Genomic DNA, 14399 nt, shown 5'->3' with positions numbered 1-14399 from the left:
ACAACGGCACTTTATGCTCTGCGACGGATTGCGGGTTATCGCCGAGAGGCAGCAACAGACACAATACGGAAGACACTGACATGACTTTTGTGCCGCCCTTCCTGCAACGCCTAGCGGGCGTCAATGTCGGCGCCGGCACGAAGATGGCCATTCGGAGCGTCCGCACTGCCCGCCGTGGCCATCACTCGATCGGCGAGGACGGGATCATCAACTGCTACTTCTCGTTTGATCGACCAGAAGCGCGGATCACGATCGGACGGCGCTGCTACATCGGCAAGAGCCACCTAGTCACTGCAGAACAAATCACTATTGGCGATGATGTCGTTATCTCATGGGGTACGACGATCGTTGACCACAACTCGCACTCGCTAGATTGGAAGCAGCGAACAAGCGATGTCGCCGAGTGGCATCAGGGCAGGAAGAACTGGTCGGGTGTCGGCATCGCGCCGGTCACAATCGATGAGAATGTCTGGATCGGCTTTGGCGTGACAATCCTGAAAGGTGTCACGATAGGCAAGGGCGCGGTCGTCGGCGCAGCGTCTGTCGTCACGAAGGACGTGGAACCCTTCACGGTTGTTGCCGGCGTTCCGGCTAAAAAGGTCCGTGACCTTTCAGAATCAACTACTTAGTGCTGCAGAGCGCTCCGGCCATATACGTCATGTTCCGCACCGCCGTCTTGGGCGCGACCTTGAGAAATTCGGTCCGCAACTTGTATTTCACCCATCCTTTGGACCGCCCGGCCAAGTGCTGTTCATAAGCGAGATCGTGAGCAAACGTCATCAGCCTATCGACCTTGAGCCCGGAAGTATTGAGCAGATTTTCGAACGTCAGCGGCGTGTAGAAATTGATATGCCCAAACGGCCCGGACATCCGAATGGCGCGATTGAGATTTCTCGTATGCTCCAGCGGAACCTCGATGTAGAGCTTCTTGCAGACCCTCGCCGCCTCCATCAAAAACATCCGCTCGTGCTCGACGTGCTCGACGACGTGGATGGCCAACCCCAGATCGAACGACTTGTCGGGGTGCGGAATGTGGTAGCCATCAAAAACATCTAGGCTCTTCAGACTAGGGATTTTCCGTGCCTTGATGGCCTCAATACCGAGGTCGAAATCTCGACGGCCCCCAGTGTCTTCGCCAGATTTCGCTCGTTGAGCTTGTCCAGCACAGCCCCTTCACCGGCCCCGATATCAAGGACCTTTTCGAAGGTCTCCCCCGGGAGGATCGCTTCTATATGGGCGACTGATTGCTGCGAAGCAATTTCGCGTTTCGCGGCTACTTTGCCATCTGCGTAGTAGTCATCATAGATCGCTATAATGCTGCCGGCGTCCGCCATAGAGAAATCCTCCTAAGGATCGCCCCCGCCAACCCAACCGTGCCATAGCGCACGAACCGCGTCCAGTGCGGACTAGGCCCCTCCCAGCCACACTTCGACGAGTCCTTCGGCATCGTCCTTAGGCACTGTGATTTCTCGACTATAAGTCGGGTCATCGGGCATCGTGATTAGGATTTTCTTGCCGACGGTCACCCATTCCTCACCCTCTTCGAGCGTCGAGATCACTTTACCCTTGCGCTGAATTGCGAATGGCATGGCCTTATCCCCTTTCCGCGACGTATTCGATGAAGCGCAACGCATTGCCGTCGTGGCCGGCATCGTTGAAGTGCAGACCCTCTTGGTAGGCCCCCGAGTTGATATAATCGAACCCGTCGATTGGCACCGATAGCACATTGCGCGACCGGTAGGTTTGGCGGATCGCGCCAAGTGCCGCATCGTAGGTTCGGCCGCCCGTATAGTTGCCATCCCAAGACGAGGACGGGCGCGTTGGCGGCATCACGAAGATGCGAGGTGCTAAGGCCGCCTCCAGCGTGTCGATTATCGACGTGATGTTGGTCGAAATCGTCGCAGGCGGCGTGCCAAAACTGTCGTTGATGCCCAGGGCGAGGACCGGAACGATCTTGCCGCCAGCATAGCCGCATTGAGCGATGGCCGAGGCAAGGCGTGCCGCATTGAAGGAGGCGAACGTATAGCTGCCATGCGAGGCGCGCAGCGTGCGCAGGCGCGGACGTGAGCCGGCCGCCTTGATGCCGAGACGTATAAGCCCGGTGATCTCCACGGGTCCGCCTACGGCCGTGAGGGTATAGTTGCCGCTCGCTGCCTGCCCTGTCAGAGACGGGCCGGAATATTTATCGAGCGCCAGAGCGCCGGCAGCGTTCACAGTCTTGTAGGCCGCGCCGCCATTGAAGGCGAAGGCGAGCGAGCCTTGACCGGCGTCCTGGGTGTAATGGACATCGACCTGCTCATAGGCGCCGGTGAACGCCAGCGATGCGCCATCCGCAAGGATGATGCTTTCGCCGAGCGGCCCGCGCGTTCCCGTCGAGACGGTTCCGCTGGTGGTGACGCCATAGAAAGCCGGCAAGTAGGTAGAGCTTGGCCGCAATGCCGTCATGCCCGGCTCATCATCGGCGACGCCGAGATTAGCAAACTGCGTCACCCGATTGAACCAGTGCGCCGGGCCGTTGCTGGCCAGCGCCCAATGACCAATGCTGTCGGCGATCAGGCAGAGCACATCGTTGTTGGCGATATGCTCTGCCATCTTGGCGCGGAAGCCGTCATAGAGATTGAACAGCGACGGGCGAGCCGGAACGAAGAACCTTCGGCCGCCGACGAACAGCTTTCCAGGCCCCCAAAAACCGTCACCCGACTTAGGCATAGCCGTCAATGCGAAGCTGCCGGGCGGCACATACGGGTTTGGATGAGCGGCGGCCGAGGCGAAGATTGCAGTTGCATCAACGACACCATTCGGGTCGGCATCGGCCAGCAGGTTCATGCCAGTGTTCTGCGCACCGCCATTCTTGGCCACCTCCACGTCCGCGACAAGGCCAGTCTTGATCGTGAACGCGACCTCATAGCGGTGCTGGGTCGATGACGCCACAGTCGCACCGTTCGACAGCGCAGCGGCCTTTATCCATGCGGGAATGCCTTCCGGATTGACGCTGTTCTGAAACTTGTAAGCGCCACCGCTGATCGCCGGATATTGCCCGGCTGCTATCGGGATGCTGAGGGGAATTTCGCTCACACCATTGGCTAGTGTGATTTGATGCGTGCGGATCACGTTGACGGTTAGGTCTCCATTGTACTGGATGACATGGATACTGGCCGCGCCGGCGCCGCTAGCCCCGACATCAACTCCGGTAATGTAGCCATCGGCCGCCGCAGGCGTTTGCATGACGACGCTGTAGTTGGCGGGGGTGTTCGTGCCGGTGTTGACCAGGTCCGGCCGGCCGATATCGATGCTGGAACCCAGCGTTTCGACAATAGCGTCGACAGAGCCATCAGCTCGGCGAGCCTTGGCCGTGATTTCACAGAACCGCCTGCCACTGTACGCCATTCGTCGTGGTGATGGTCTTCGCCGTGTGGCTGGTTGGGATAGTCGCCGTATGCCAGCGAGCTTCGCCATTGGGGATCGTGGCCGCCGTAAAGTAAAGCGAGCCGCCGGATACCGGTTGAAGGCCAACAACGCATCCCGCGGGCTTGTAGACGCTCAGCCCTGAAATAGTGGATACACCTGCCGGTGCGCTAACCAGCTGTGTCGGAACGCCGGCGTCAGAGAGAGAGCCGTCGCCCTCCACTTTCGAAACCACGACACGCAGCGTACCAGGAGCAGTCATCGCCACAGGCAGCGCCGACACATATTCATCTACTGCGGCGAGAGAGCCCGGCCAGTAATAGACGTTCGCGCTCGCAGCTGCGCCGGCGCCAGTCAGCGCAGTTGGCCCGACCGTCCGCGAGCCGATCAGGGCGGAGACTTCCGCTGCCGACGCCCTAACCCCGGTGTCCGCCGCCACCGGCCCGGCCGTCACGTTGTGCAGCCCAAGCACACCGGTCGAAACCTCGGTCCAAAAAAACTCGCCGACATCAGCATTCCTGCCGAGCACGACCGCCGCACTTGCACCGGCCAATCCCGCCGATGCGGCGAAGCTGAAGCTCGAAGCCACCGTGTAGGAGCCCGGCGCGGTGATCAGGACTTGCGTCAGCGCGCCGCCGGCGACGACGAAGCGGCCGGCGGCGCCCGAGCCGGCGCCGCCGGTGAAGGCCAGATCGAAGGTGCCGTTGGCGCCGCCGGCGCCCGCCGTGATCGCACCACTGCCGACGACGCCAAGGCCGATCGCCGCCGCAATGGTCGGAAAGATGCCTTTGCCAAAAAGCGACGCATCACGCGCGGCCTGGGCGCCGGCCAGGTTGGCCGCGGTGGAAGCGACATCGGCGGCGGTCTGTCCGGCATTGGCAGCGGAGGTGGACGCGCTGGCGGCGGCCTGGCCGGCACTGGCCGCGCTGGCATCCTTCAGCGCCTGGGTTGCCTCGCGCAGCGCTTCCACCGCATCGACCACCGCCGCAATGTCGGGCGGCACGAACGGCGCAATGCTGATGGCATCGCTGCCGACCACCGGCTCGTCGGCGCTGAATTCGAACACCCGGCCGGCATTGACCGACCCGATCTGGACGTGAACCGTCGTTCCCTTCTGCAAGGTGCGGGCGCTGCGGGCGTCGGCGGCGCGGAACCATTCGCCTTCGCTCACCGTGTAGATGCCGTTCTGCGTCGGGTCGGCCTGGTCCTTGACCAGCACGCGGTCGCCGACCGCGCATGGCACGCCGTCGATCGCCTGCAGGCCATGAAGCAGGATGTTGGCCGTAGTCGCCAGGCGCACGGGTTCGCGTTCGCCGGTCAACAGTCGAACGGCGGCAGTTGCAGGTCGGGCCATCAGGCTTGCTCCATGAAAAAAGCCCCGCAAAAGCGAGGCTTGAAAAGGGCTCTATGATTTCAGCGGGCGCGGGACGTGTCGTCTATGGCACATCTGTGGTTTGGGCCGGCCTGGACTAAGCCCTGCGGACGGTCGCTGCCGGCCGGCCCCGCAGCCGCCAATCCTAACGTCTGCCACTAGCCATAAGCCACGACGCCTTCGTCATCCCAATGCGGAGCAAGGAGCGAAGCGACGCGGCGCAGACCCTGGATCCATTTCGTGACATCGGAGCGTCACTACGGTGCAGAACCTTTTAATGGCGGAGCGAGGCGCCCCCCTCTGTCCTGCCCTCTTTGCCAAAACTTGGCATCTCCCCCACTTGGGGGGAGATCGGCCATCATCACTGATTTCGCCAACCACAAACCTTGCAAAAAGGACGCTGTCGGCGAAGCTGCCAATCTCCCCCTTGTGGGGGAGATGTCCGGCAGGACAGAGGGGGGCGCGAAGGATCGCTACGGAGCGCCTTTATCCTGAACCGCCGCAGCTCGGCTGATGTCACGATCGAAAAAGCTGCGACCTATGGCAATCCGCCGACGCGCCTGCCGACGCGCCTGCTTGTCCAGCCGGCGATCGTCAGCCCCAACGCCATGCCGGCGCAGTCGGCAACCCAGTCGAATCCGTCCAGATCGCGCCCTATCAGTTGCGAGCCCTGAAGCACCTCGATCGCCGCGCCGGTAAGGGCGAGGACAAGAATGATCCTTGCCTTGTGTTCCGGCCAGCCGAGGCTGCCGAGCGCCGCCAGCACGGCGAAGGCGATGGCATGCTGCAGCTTGTCGTCGTGAAGCGTGACGGCGGTGCCGAGATCCGGCAAGAACCGCGCCGGCAGAAGCGTGAGCAGGAGAACACCGGCCAACGTGACCGGGAACACGATCCTTGCCAGCATCGGATAGGACTCTAAGCGCAACAAGGCAGGGTCAGTCCTTCATCTGAAGGGCCAAGGGTGGCCGGTGGATTTTGACGTTGCCGATCCAATGATCGCATCAGCGCTTGGGAATTTCAAATCCAGAACCACAAGCCTGTGTTGCAAAAAAGGCCGCCGTCGCTTTTGTCGCTCTGGAGACGACCACAGTGCTGCGTGCATTGCCAGCGGCGATTTCAGCAACTCTGGGGTTTTCCCGTGAAAAAGCCCCGCAGGACCGTCGGTGGGCTGACAGCCGATGCAACAGGCCGGTAAAAAGGACATCCAGCCGCGGCGCGGACATCAGTCTTGCGCCATGCCGGCCTGCGAAGCGAGCGCAGCCCTGTCCTCGGACGTAAGGTCGGCGAGGCGGGCGTCAGCCGGCGCAGCACCCAGAATTTCGGCGGCGCGCTTCGGGTCGTTGGCGATCATCGCCTGGGCGAGCGCCTTTGCCGTGTTACTGCGCCAGCCGGTCTCGGCCAGCTGCCGGGCCACCGGGTTGCCCATCTTGGCGATGAAGTCGAAGCCGCTCTGCCTGATCGCCTCGAACGCTGCGGTGTCGTCCGGATCGCTCTGCGCGATGGCATTGAGCTCCGCAGCCTGCGCCTTCGACCATTCGGCCTGCTCATAGGCCTGGCGGCGGGCATATTGCTGTGCGGCCATGCGCGCCGACCCGGCCAATCTCAACGCCTCTTTCTGCCTGATGAAGCTGGCGCGTTCGCTTTCCGGCATTTTTGGCACGGTGCTGTCGAAGATCTTGTCGAACAGGCCCGGCTTGACGACACCGTTGCGCGCCTGGCCATACATGGCGTCGTGCAGGCCACGGCCGTCGGCCGGCGCATTCTGGATCGCTTCTTTCTCGGCCTCGGCAATCTGCCGGTTCAGCTCGCGGCCGATGACCTCGGCGTCGAAGGCATCCTGCTGCTGCTTCTGCTGCCGGAACCGCTCGGCGACGGCCGAGAGCTCGTCGCCAAAACCTTGTATCGCGGCGCCGACCGGCGAGCTGTTGGGATAGGAAACCACGCTGCCGGTATCGAGCCGTCGCTGGGCGAGCTGGAGGGGGATGGTCGCCATCAGTAAAGCCCTCCGCCCGGCGCTGCCGGAAAGGCGCTGTTGCCGAACGTCACCGCTCTGCTCGGGTCGTAGAGGCCGGAAAGGCCGGACACGAGATTGCCGCCTGCCCTGAAGATCGAGGCAGCCGCCGACTGCCTGCCGGAAAAGCGCGAGATCGCGGCCTGCGTGGTCAAATTGTTCTGGCGCAGCTGCGAGCCGTACTGGATCGCCTTGATGTCGAGCTGGCCCTGCCTTGCATTGGCGGCGAGCACCTCGGTCGGCGAGCCTGACAGGGCGACGCCCGAGGCGCCGGCCCGGGCGCGCGCCTGCGACAGCAACAGATCCTGCTTGTGGCGCTCCTGGCCCTGCTCGAAGGCGGCGCTTAGCGCGTCGGCCCGCGCCTGCTGCTCATAGGCTCTGGCCTGGTAGTCGGCCATCTGCCGCGACTGCTGGCCCTCGGCCAGCGCGCCGCCGACCGAGAGAGCCGTGCCGATAAGGGCAAGTGTGCACATGGTCAGCCGCGGCCCCGGCCACGCAGCGAAAATCTGGCCGCGATGCCTCCGACCGGCGCGCCGAGCGCCGGTCGCGGGTCGAGCGCGCCGCCGGGGCTGAGCAGCGACAGAAGCATCTTGTCGGCCTGGATCGCTGCCGCGCTGAGACGAGCCGGGGCTGTCGCGCGCCGCCCGGTCACGGCGGCGCGCCGGATGGCGGTCGGGTTGATTTTCAGGTTGGCGACGCCGGCGGCGTCGAGCTGGCTGTTGGCGGTGGCGACGGCGCGGCGCAAGGCATCGGCGTCGAACAATTGCTGGCGCAGCTGCTCGATCAGCCATTGCGCCATGCGCCAGCGCTCGTCGAGGGCAGCGGCGTTTGCCCTGATCTCGTCGGCAAGTGCTGCGATGTCGACGCAGGCTTCACCTTGCGCCGCGGCGCGGCGCGCGTTCGCCGCCTCACGGGTTTTCTCCAGCAGCGCAACGACGGCGTTGGCCTCGGAGAGCGCAGCGCGCGTCGCCGCCAGGTCGCCACGGCCGAACATCGCCCGCCCCTTGGCCTTTTCGAGTTCCAGTTTGCGGGCGGCAGCATTTTTGAGGTCGCTATCGAGTAAGGCGATGACGGCAGCAAAATCGGCAGCCGTCCGCGCCCTGCCGAGCGCTTCGGCATGAGGGGATGGGGTCATTGAAGGGTCCCTTTTTTGGAGGTGAGGAGCGGTCCGCGCAGCTGCCGATCTCCCCCACAAGGGGGGAGATCGGCAGTTCGGGCGCGGCCCCTATTCCTGCGACGCTGGTGATTGGCGAAAGCCGGGGTGAAATCCGATCTCCCCCCAAGTGGGGGAGATGTCCGGCAGGACAGAGGGGGGCGCTGTCCCGCCGACATTGATATCGGCAACACAGGCACAAAGGTTCGAGAGGCTTGATTAACAACCGCCTCGGAGCGCGATGCGGGAGGACCGAAATACGGCAGTTCCTACGCCTCACTATCGAACACCGGCGTGAATGCCCGGATCGTGCATGGCGTCGGGTTGGTGTGGTGGATTCTTACCCGCCCCTGCCCTTCCCAACTATCGTCGATCGGCACCTCGACATTGCCGGTGAACAGATTGGCCCTGCCATTGGGCGTCACGACCGAGGGAATGCGGACCGGTTCCCAGCGGCCACGCTGCATCGAAGCGATCTCCAGCCCGGTCGTGTCCGTCTCAAACAGCGAGAGAATGACCTTGGCGACTTTCTTGCGACGCCCGACGATCGAGCCGTCCCTGCCGCCGACATCGAGCTCCAGCGTGTCGGCGCCCGCCTCGTAGGGTAGGCCGACAGACCATTTGGCCGCCATTGCCCCGCCGGGCAAGGAAACCGCTCCAGCGGCCACGACAAGGTCATGATAGACCACGCCATCCGCCAGAGCATCGACCGTCTCGCCGTTGAGATGATCGAGCCCTGTGACCGTCCCCACGGCCACGCCGCTGTAGGTCAGGCCGCAATCGACCTCGAACGCGTCGGCAACCTCGCCATATTCAAAGGGCACAGACTTGATTTCGATGGTGCGCTTGGTCGTTCCATCGATCGTGCGTTTGACGACCAGCCAGAGATCGTCATTGCCGTCCTGCCCCGGCGTCACCACCGCGCTTTCAACGACGCCCCAGTCAGAACCGGAAAAGGTGCCGGCGATGCGATGCCGGTGCATGCCGCGGACTTCCTGCGAGGGCTGGTGCGTGTAGCCGCCAAGTTCGCCATTATCGAGCGGGAACCACAGCAACGGGTCGGGATCGGTCTGGAACGCCAGTTCGACAACACCCTTTTTCGGAATATGCTCGGAAACCTGCCCGACGTCGTCGGAGGTGAATTTGCCGGACGCGCTCTGGGTCAGTTCGGCGATCGATTTGCGCGACCGGGTGACGAACAGGAATGATTGCCCGGCGTCGACCGGGCGCAGCGGCGCGCAGCCAAAGGTGCGCGAGCGGCGGTTCTTGAACGATGACGGCGTCAGCGCCTCGTCGATGGCCGAGCCGGACAGCGCCCGGATGCCGCCCAGTGTGCCAATGATCAGCGCCCCGTCGGATTCGGCAATCCAGGTGATATCGTTGGCCTGGCCGCCGCCGGCCTGGACGAACTCCAGCGCGGCGTCATCTTCCTCGCCGGTGGCGAAATTGTCGAAGTCGCCGGTTGCCGAGGCGTAGACCGAGAATTTTCGGCTGAAGGCCAGGCGCTCTTCGTACAGCGAACCGCTTTCGACGTATTTTCCGGGAACGAAGGTGCCGAGGCGCCAGCGGGCGATCGGGCTGAGATTGGGCAGCGCATGCCCATACAGCCTGACTTTGACCACGGTCGCGCTGCTGCGGCTGGTGATGCGCGCCCAGCGCCAGACAGCATCCGAGCCGAGCAAGCGAATGGTCCGGCCGACATCTGATGCCTGGAAGCCGGTGCCGCCATTGATGTCGACGATCGAGGATGCCGTGAGGTCGAACGGCGTCTGGGTGTCGCCATCTTCGTGCCAGCCCATTTCGGCGATGTCCAGATTGCTGTCGTCCTCCGATCCCGAAATATTCAGCCGATAGGACTGATAGGCGGTCTCGTTCTGGAATTCATAAAACCGCACCTCGCCGCGCGACCAGCCGGTCTCCGCCGTCCGGCTGTCGAGCGAGATCCAGTTGGTGCCGTCAAAGCCCTGGAAATCCCAGGCCACCGCTGCCCGAGGATTGCCGCTCGCCCTCGCCCTTATCCAGTAAGCGTCGCAGACCTTGGTCGTGGCGCCTGCAAAATCATAGGACACGTCGCCGGTGGTTGCGCCAAAGCTGAGGTTTGTTCCGTTGTCGCGGTCGAACACATGAAAGGCGGTGCCGGCGGTTGCAGCAGCGGTCCCGGTTGGCAGCGTGTCGCTGGTCATTTGCGGATGGACAGCACCGGTCTCGGCGGGCGTCAGCGTGGTGGCGCTTGTGTTGATGTCGTCATACGGCCCGTCGAGAAAGACGAACTCGGCGAGCGTCCATGTGGTGTGCGCCGTGCGGGTGAGAACCTGCGGCAGGTGGTTTTTGTGGGTGATCCACATCTGGTCGGCGGACTGGACGAATTGCAGGTCGAACAGATCGGCTTCGAGATAGGGCGTCGCCACTTCCACCGTGCCGACGCGGGCGCCATAGGCATAAACCCTGATGTAAAGGTTGCCGAATTCGAGCGCATAGGCCTGATCCGCCGAGAAGATGAACGGGATCAGCCGCGTCGCTTTGGCAGAATCCTTCACCTCGGCGCAGAAATAGGTGCCGCCCCGCTTGCGGATGCCACCATGCGGGAGCGTCAGAAAGTTTTCGCAGCGGGAGAGTGCCGCCCGATAGAGATCGAGCGAGGCGCGCGCGTGCAATCGCGGACTGATCTCGCCACGGACGAAGGTGTCCTGGATGGGATAGAGCGTCGGCATCAGGCGCGCCAGTACCTTGTATCGCCGCGCTGGATCGCCCAGGACGACGTTGAAAACCTGCCGCCACGCTGGATGGCGTTGGCGTGGAACGCCGCGTCCAGCGCCGCGCTATAGGCGCCGCGGGCGATGTCGATCATGCCCGCCTTGTGGGTCAGCGGATGCGCGATCTTGACGGCAAGCGCTGCAACCAGCACTTCGGTGAACGTCGCGTCCCAGTCGTTGGGATCGGTGAGGTTGGCGACGTAGCGGATGATCAGCGGCCCCGGCCGGTCGCAATAGATCAAGCCGGCTTCCTGGCGCCACGCGATCGGCACGCCATCCGGCTCGCCATTGTGGGTCAGCGGCAAAACCCGCAGGCAGTCCACGGGCAATCCATAGGCAAAGTTCAGCGTGCCGGCGCCACTGCCGGTATCGGACCCGGCGACGACAGCCGCCAGGATTGCGAACACCCAGCCATGTTTCATCAGCTCCGCCTCGCGCGTCAGGTCGAAATGCAGGTTGAGCAGGCGGGCCGGTTTGACATCCTGGTCAAGGCTGTCGACCGGCGCCTCGTCGAGGACGCCAAGCGCCATGTTGGCGATGTCGAGCGGGGTGATGGCCATGGTTTGGCCTCCATCTGTGTGGATCGGGAACGCGTTGATGGTGGGGGAAGGGAAAGGTCGCGTTCCGTCGCGCCCCCCTCTGGCCTGCCGGCCATCTCCCCCACAAGGGCAGGGCTGTCCGGGGAAAGTTTTGAGTGAATCGAAATGCCACATGTGCATGCCCCGTAAAACGGGGTTTGTCCGTCTTTTCTCTGGTTGTCGAGACTCAGAAAAGGAACGGGGCATGCGCTTTGCACCTAGCATCTTCGGGCAGCTTCTTGAACCCATCGATCGGCGTCAATTCCAAGCAATTGTGGATCGCCACGACGGGGATGCGTACGACAAATCGTTCAGAAGCTGGGATCATCTGGTGGCGCTGATCTATGCCCAGTTCTGCGGCAGCAGCAGCTTGCGTGGCCTGGAAGCCGGCTGGAACGCCAACAGCCAGCATCATTATCACCTGGGCAGCGGTCCGTTGATGCGTTCGACCTTGTCGGATGCCAACAGACGGCGTCCGGTCGCCATCTTTGCCGAGGCGTTCGGTCTGGTGGCGAACCTGCTCGACAGGCAAATGCGGCGCGAGGGCGAAGCAATGCTGCGGCTGATCGACTCGACCCCCATTCCGCTCGGCAAACTGTGCGATTGGGCCAAGTCGAACGGGCGCATTCGCGGCATGAAGGTGCATGTCGTCTATGACCCGAAGACCGACTGTCCGCGCGTCCTCGACATCACCGACGCCAACGTCAACGACGCCCAGGTCGGTCGCCAGATCACGATCGAAGCTGGAGCGACCTACGTGTTCGACAAGGGCTACTGCCATTATGGCTGGTGGACGGCGATCGCCGAAGCCGGATCGATCTTCGTGACGCGGCCCAAATCCAACATGAGGCTGGCGCTGCTGCGTGATCGCCCTATAGCCGAGCCGCAGGGCGACGGCTTCCTGGTTGTGGAAGACAGTGAGGTAAGCTTGGTCAGCAAGGCTGCTTGCAAGCTGCCGATGCGGCTGCGTCGCCTGCGCGTTCAGCGCGAAACGGGCGACACCATCACGCTTTTGACCAACGATCTGGAGCGCTCTGCCGTCGAGATTGGACGGCTTTACAAAGGCCGCTGGCACATCGAGCTTCTGTTCCGATGGATCAAGCAGCACCTCAAGATCCGCAAGTTCCTCGGCAACAACGGCAATGCAATCCGCCTGCAACTCTTTGCCGCAATGATCGCCTTTGCGCTGCTGCGCATTGTCGCGCGCACCCGCCGCGTCACTATTCCTATCTTGAGGTTCACAGAACTGGTCGCTCAATACTTGTTCGGGCGGCGGAAACTGCACACCATCGATAAGCCGCCACCGGTCAATCCAAGCCGACCAAGGGACCGAGCCTCTCCCAATCAGATGGCCTTCATTTATGAATAACTTTCCCCGGACAGCCCTGCCACAAGGGGGGAGATCGGCAGTTCAGGCGTGGCGGCCATTCCTGCAACGTTGGTGGTTGGCGAAAGCGGCAATGACGGCCAATCTCCCCCCTTGAGGGGGAGATGTCCGGCAGGACAGAGGGGGGTCGTATCGCGTAAAGCGTGTCAGCCGAAGTGTGCGCTCGTCGGCCGCCCGCGCGACTTGGCAAAGGCGCTGGCTGGCAACCTTTCGGCGCCTCTCGCCATCGCCACACCCCGCTCAAGCGCATCCTCAAGGCTCGTCGTGTAGTAGGCGGTGTTTTCCAGACCGCTGAAGAAGTTGATGCGGTGAAGTTCGCCCTTTTTGCTTATGACAATGCCGGCTTTTCGAAGCACATCCTGAACTGCCTTGTAGGTCATATCCATGATCACCCTCCCTTGCAAAGACAAGGCAGCATCGCCCTCTTGTGTAACCGTTTGGTGGCGGCGATTGATCACTGTGCAACAACCATTCGACCCCTTCCTGTGACCGTTTCGCTGCCCCTCACCTGCCTGCCGGCATCCTCTCCCCGTATAGGGACGGGGAGAGGGGACGCTGTCATCGACGGTTTCGCCAATCACAAACGTTGCAGAATGCACGCCTGGCTTGCGGCCAGCCCCCTTCTCCCCGTCTCTATACGGGGAGAAGTGCCCGGCAGGGCGATGAGGGGCAGCGCTGATTTTCGACAAATTGGTCTCACCAGAAGCCCACAAACCACCGCTTGCAGCCGCGCGTTCCAGCGCGAGACAGGACTGCGACGCCCCGCCCTCGCCTTATCAGGCCTCGGTCGTCTTCAGCGCAATGAACGTCATGTGCTTGACGCTCGACGCCGTGCGGTCCCAGTTCGCCGCCAGCGCCAGCTCGGCATCGGTGGCGAATTCGCCGGCGGTCGAGGCGTCGAGGAAGCGGGTGCCGGGCACATGCGCGACAAAATGCCGGCGGGCGACCATTTCGGTGACGCCGCCGCCATGGCCCTGGCGCGGCTTGCGGTCGAACTCCAGCGGGCCGCCCTCGCTATTGACCGGCAGCTCATTCCACAGGATTGCCTTGTCCTTGAACATGAACGCCGTGTAGACGCCCGCCGCGACCGGGATGTCGTCGTCGATGACGGCCCGCAGCCCCATATAATAGGGGATCAGCGGCCCGCCCTGCTCGGAAGGCGGCACATAGTCGATGAGGTCGGCGAGCTTCAACGCCTTCATCTGCTTGGAGTGCATCCAGATCGTCTTGAACTTGTCGGCGCGGTCGCCCATCAGATAGGCGGCCTCGATGATGTCGGTGTCGACGATGGAGGCGCCGGTGATGCGGACGAGGTCGCCGGCATCGTTGGCGACGTTGTCGGCCAGCACCCCATTCAGGATGCCGAGCAGCGTCAGCTTGTTGGCGCGCTGCCAGTAGTCGGTCTGGCGGCGCACGATCAGCTTCTGCGGGTCGTCGCCGGCCAGGATCGAGGTCAGGTCCGGAATGCCCCACGCCTGGGCGCGGACATTGCGGGCGGCGACCTCGCGGCGTGCGCCGATCTTCTTCATCTCAATCGAGTCGGCCGGATCGTCGTTGACCGGCTCGGACGGATCGTTGCCGAGATCCTTCCAGCCTGGCATGTCGACGGAACGCCCGCCCATGGACAGCTTCGAGGCGATGGCCGGGTCGGAAAACAGGATCCCGGCCTGGTAGATCTCGAGCGACTGGACGTGCTCCTCGAACGAGTATTGTGCATAGACGGACGGAACGATCGCGTCC

Annotated in this window: 14 protein-coding genes; 2 read left to right on the top strand and 12 right to left on the bottom strand. The window is 63.1% G+C overall.

Features of this window, described 5'->3' with window-relative positions; all coding sequences use genetic code 11:
* Positions 1 to 80 precede the first annotated feature (80 nt).
* On the top strand, positions 81 to 629 hold the full coding sequence (locus tag JG739_RS13585) for an acyltransferase (RefSeq protein WP_202366884.1): 549 nt from the start codon (positions 81 to 83) through the stop codon (positions 627 to 629).
* Here the strand turns inward: JG739_RS13585 and JG739_RS35340 are convergent.
* The 10 genes from JG739_RS35340 to JG739_RS13540 form a co-directional block, all read right to left on the bottom strand.
* On the bottom strand, positions 622 to 999 hold the full coding sequence (locus tag JG739_RS35340) for a class I SAM-dependent methyltransferase (RefSeq protein WP_244749890.1): 378 nt from the start codon (positions 997 to 999) through the stop codon (positions 622 to 624). The genes JG739_RS13585 and JG739_RS35340 overlap by 8 nt on opposite strands.
* A 62-nt stretch (positions 1000 to 1061) precedes the next feature.
* Positions 1062 to 1334 (bottom strand): rRNA adenine N-6-methyltransferase family protein, encoded by a 273-nt coding sequence (locus tag JG739_RS35335; protein WP_244749889.1) that lies wholly within the window; start codon positions 1332 to 1334, stop codon positions 1062 to 1064.
* A 72-nt stretch (positions 1335 to 1406) separates the two neighbouring features.
* Positions 1407 to 1589, bottom strand: a complete 183-nt coding sequence (locus tag JG739_RS13575) for a hypothetical protein (protein ID WP_202366883.1) — start codon at positions 1587 to 1589, stop codon at positions 1407 to 1409.
* 4 nt (positions 1590 to 1593) lie between these two features.
* Positions 1594 to 3516 (bottom strand): SGNH/GDSL hydrolase family protein, encoded by a 1923-nt coding sequence (locus JG739_RS13570; RefSeq protein WP_202366882.1) that lies wholly within the window; start codon positions 3514 to 3516, stop codon positions 1594 to 1596.
* 1799 nt (positions 3517 to 5315) lie between these two features.
* Entirely contained in the window at positions 5316 to 5705 is a 390-nt protein-coding gene (locus JG739_RS13565) for a hypothetical protein (RefSeq protein ID WP_244749888.1), read from the bottom strand.
* A 294-nt stretch (positions 5706 to 5999) separates the two neighbouring features.
* Positions 6000 to 6770 carry a hypothetical protein gene (locus JG739_RS13560; protein WP_202366881.1) on the bottom strand — a complete coding sequence of 257 codons (771 nt, stop codon included), beginning with the start codon at positions 6768 to 6770 and terminating at the stop codon, positions 6000 to 6002.
* Positions 6770 to 7261: a hypothetical protein gene (locus JG739_RS13555; protein WP_202366880.1), complete on the bottom strand. Its 492-nt coding sequence runs from the start codon at positions 7259 to 7261 to the stop codon at positions 6770 to 6772. Before JG739_RS13555 ends, JG739_RS13560 begins: the two co-directional genes overlap by 1 nt.
* A gap of 2 nt (positions 7262 to 7263) precedes the next feature.
* Positions 7264 to 7923 (bottom strand): hypothetical protein, encoded by a 660-nt coding sequence (locus JG739_RS13550; RefSeq protein ID WP_202366879.1) that lies wholly within the window; start codon positions 7921 to 7923, stop codon positions 7264 to 7266.
* A gap of 287 nt (positions 7924 to 8210) precedes the next feature.
* On the bottom strand, positions 8211 to 10652 hold the full coding sequence (locus JG739_RS13545; RefSeq protein ID WP_202366878.1) for a hypothetical protein: 2442 nt from the start codon (positions 10650 to 10652) through the stop codon (positions 8211 to 8213).
* On the bottom strand, positions 10652 to 11254 hold the full coding sequence (locus tag JG739_RS13540; RefSeq protein WP_202366877.1) for a hypothetical protein: 603 nt from the start codon (positions 11252 to 11254) through the stop codon (positions 10652 to 10654). Before JG739_RS13540 ends, JG739_RS13545 begins: the two co-directional genes overlap by 1 nt.
* A gap of 223 nt (positions 11255 to 11477) precedes the next feature.
* On the opposite strand from JG739_RS13540, the gene JG739_RS13535 reads away from it, so the two are divergent.
* A complete protein-coding gene (locus tag JG739_RS13535; protein WP_199202850.1) occupies positions 11478 to 12641 on the top strand; it encodes an IS4 family transposase in 1164 nt (387 codons plus the stop codon).
* A gap of 164 nt (positions 12642 to 12805) precedes the next feature.
* Here JG739_RS13535 and JG739_RS13530 read toward each other — a convergent pair whose 3' ends face one another.
* Positions 12806 to 13045 (bottom strand): hypothetical protein, encoded by a 240-nt coding sequence (locus JG739_RS13530; RefSeq protein ID WP_202366876.1) that lies wholly within the window; start codon positions 13043 to 13045, stop codon positions 12806 to 12808.
* A gap of 390 nt (positions 13046 to 13435) precedes the next feature.
* Positions 13436 to 14281, bottom strand: a complete 846-nt coding sequence (locus JG739_RS13525; protein WP_244749887.1) for a Coat protein — start codon at positions 14279 to 14281, stop codon at positions 13436 to 13438.
* Between the last annotated feature and the right edge of the window lie 118 nt (positions 14282 to 14399).

Origin of the sequence: Mesorhizobium sp. L-2-11 (assembly GCF_016756595.1) — a bacterium.
In the GTDB taxonomy this organism is placed as follows: Bacteria; Pseudomonadota; Alphaproteobacteria; order Rhizobiales; family Rhizobiaceae; genus Mesorhizobium.
Note: the sequence above shows the minus strand (reverse complement) of the source record. Positions and strands in the feature narration are given on the sequence as shown.

Bases quoted from the DNA above. Each gene is read 5' to 3' on its own strand.
- JG739_RS13585 (WP_202366884.1), top strand. From the start codon at position 81: ATGACTTTTGTGCCGCCCTTCCTGCAACGCCTAGCGGGCGTCAATGTC.
- JG739_RS35335 (WP_244749889.1), bottom strand. From the start codon at position 1,334: ATGGCGGACGCCGGCAGCATTATAGCGATCTATGATGACTACTACGCA.
- JG739_RS13575 (WP_202366883.1), bottom strand. From the start codon at position 1,589: ATGCCATTCGCAATTCAGCGCAAGGGTAAAGTGATCTCGACGCTCGAA.
- JG739_RS13560 (WP_202366881.1), bottom strand. From the start codon at position 6,770: ATGGCGACCATCCCCCTCCAGCTCGCCCAGCGACGGCTCGATACCGGC.
- JG739_RS13555 (WP_202366880.1), bottom strand. From the start codon at position 7,261: ATGTGCACACTTGCCCTTATCGGCACGGCTCTCTCGGTCGGCGGCGCG.
- JG739_RS13550 (WP_202366879.1), bottom strand. From the start codon at position 7,923: ATGACCCCATCCCCTCATGCCGAAGCGCTCGGCAGGGCGCGGACGGCT.
- JG739_RS13545 (WP_202366878.1), bottom strand. From the start codon at position 10,652: ATGCCGACGCTCTATCCCATCCAGGACACCTTCGTCCGTGGCGAGATC.
- JG739_RS13540 (WP_202366877.1), bottom strand. From the start codon at position 11,254: ATGGCCATCACCCCGCTCGACATCGCCAACATGGCGCTTGGCGTCCTC.
- JG739_RS13535 (WP_199202850.1), top strand. From the start codon at position 11,478: ATGCGCTTTGCACCTAGCATCTTCGGGCAGCTTCTTGAACCCATCGAT.
- JG739_RS13530 (WP_202366876.1), bottom strand. From the start codon at position 13,045: ATGGATATGACCTACAAGGCAGTTCAGGATGTGCTTCGAAAAGCCGGC.
- JG739_RS13525 (WP_244749887.1), bottom strand. From the start codon at position 14,281: ATGGGCGGGCGTTCCGTCGACATGCCAGGCTGGAAGGATCTCGGCAAC.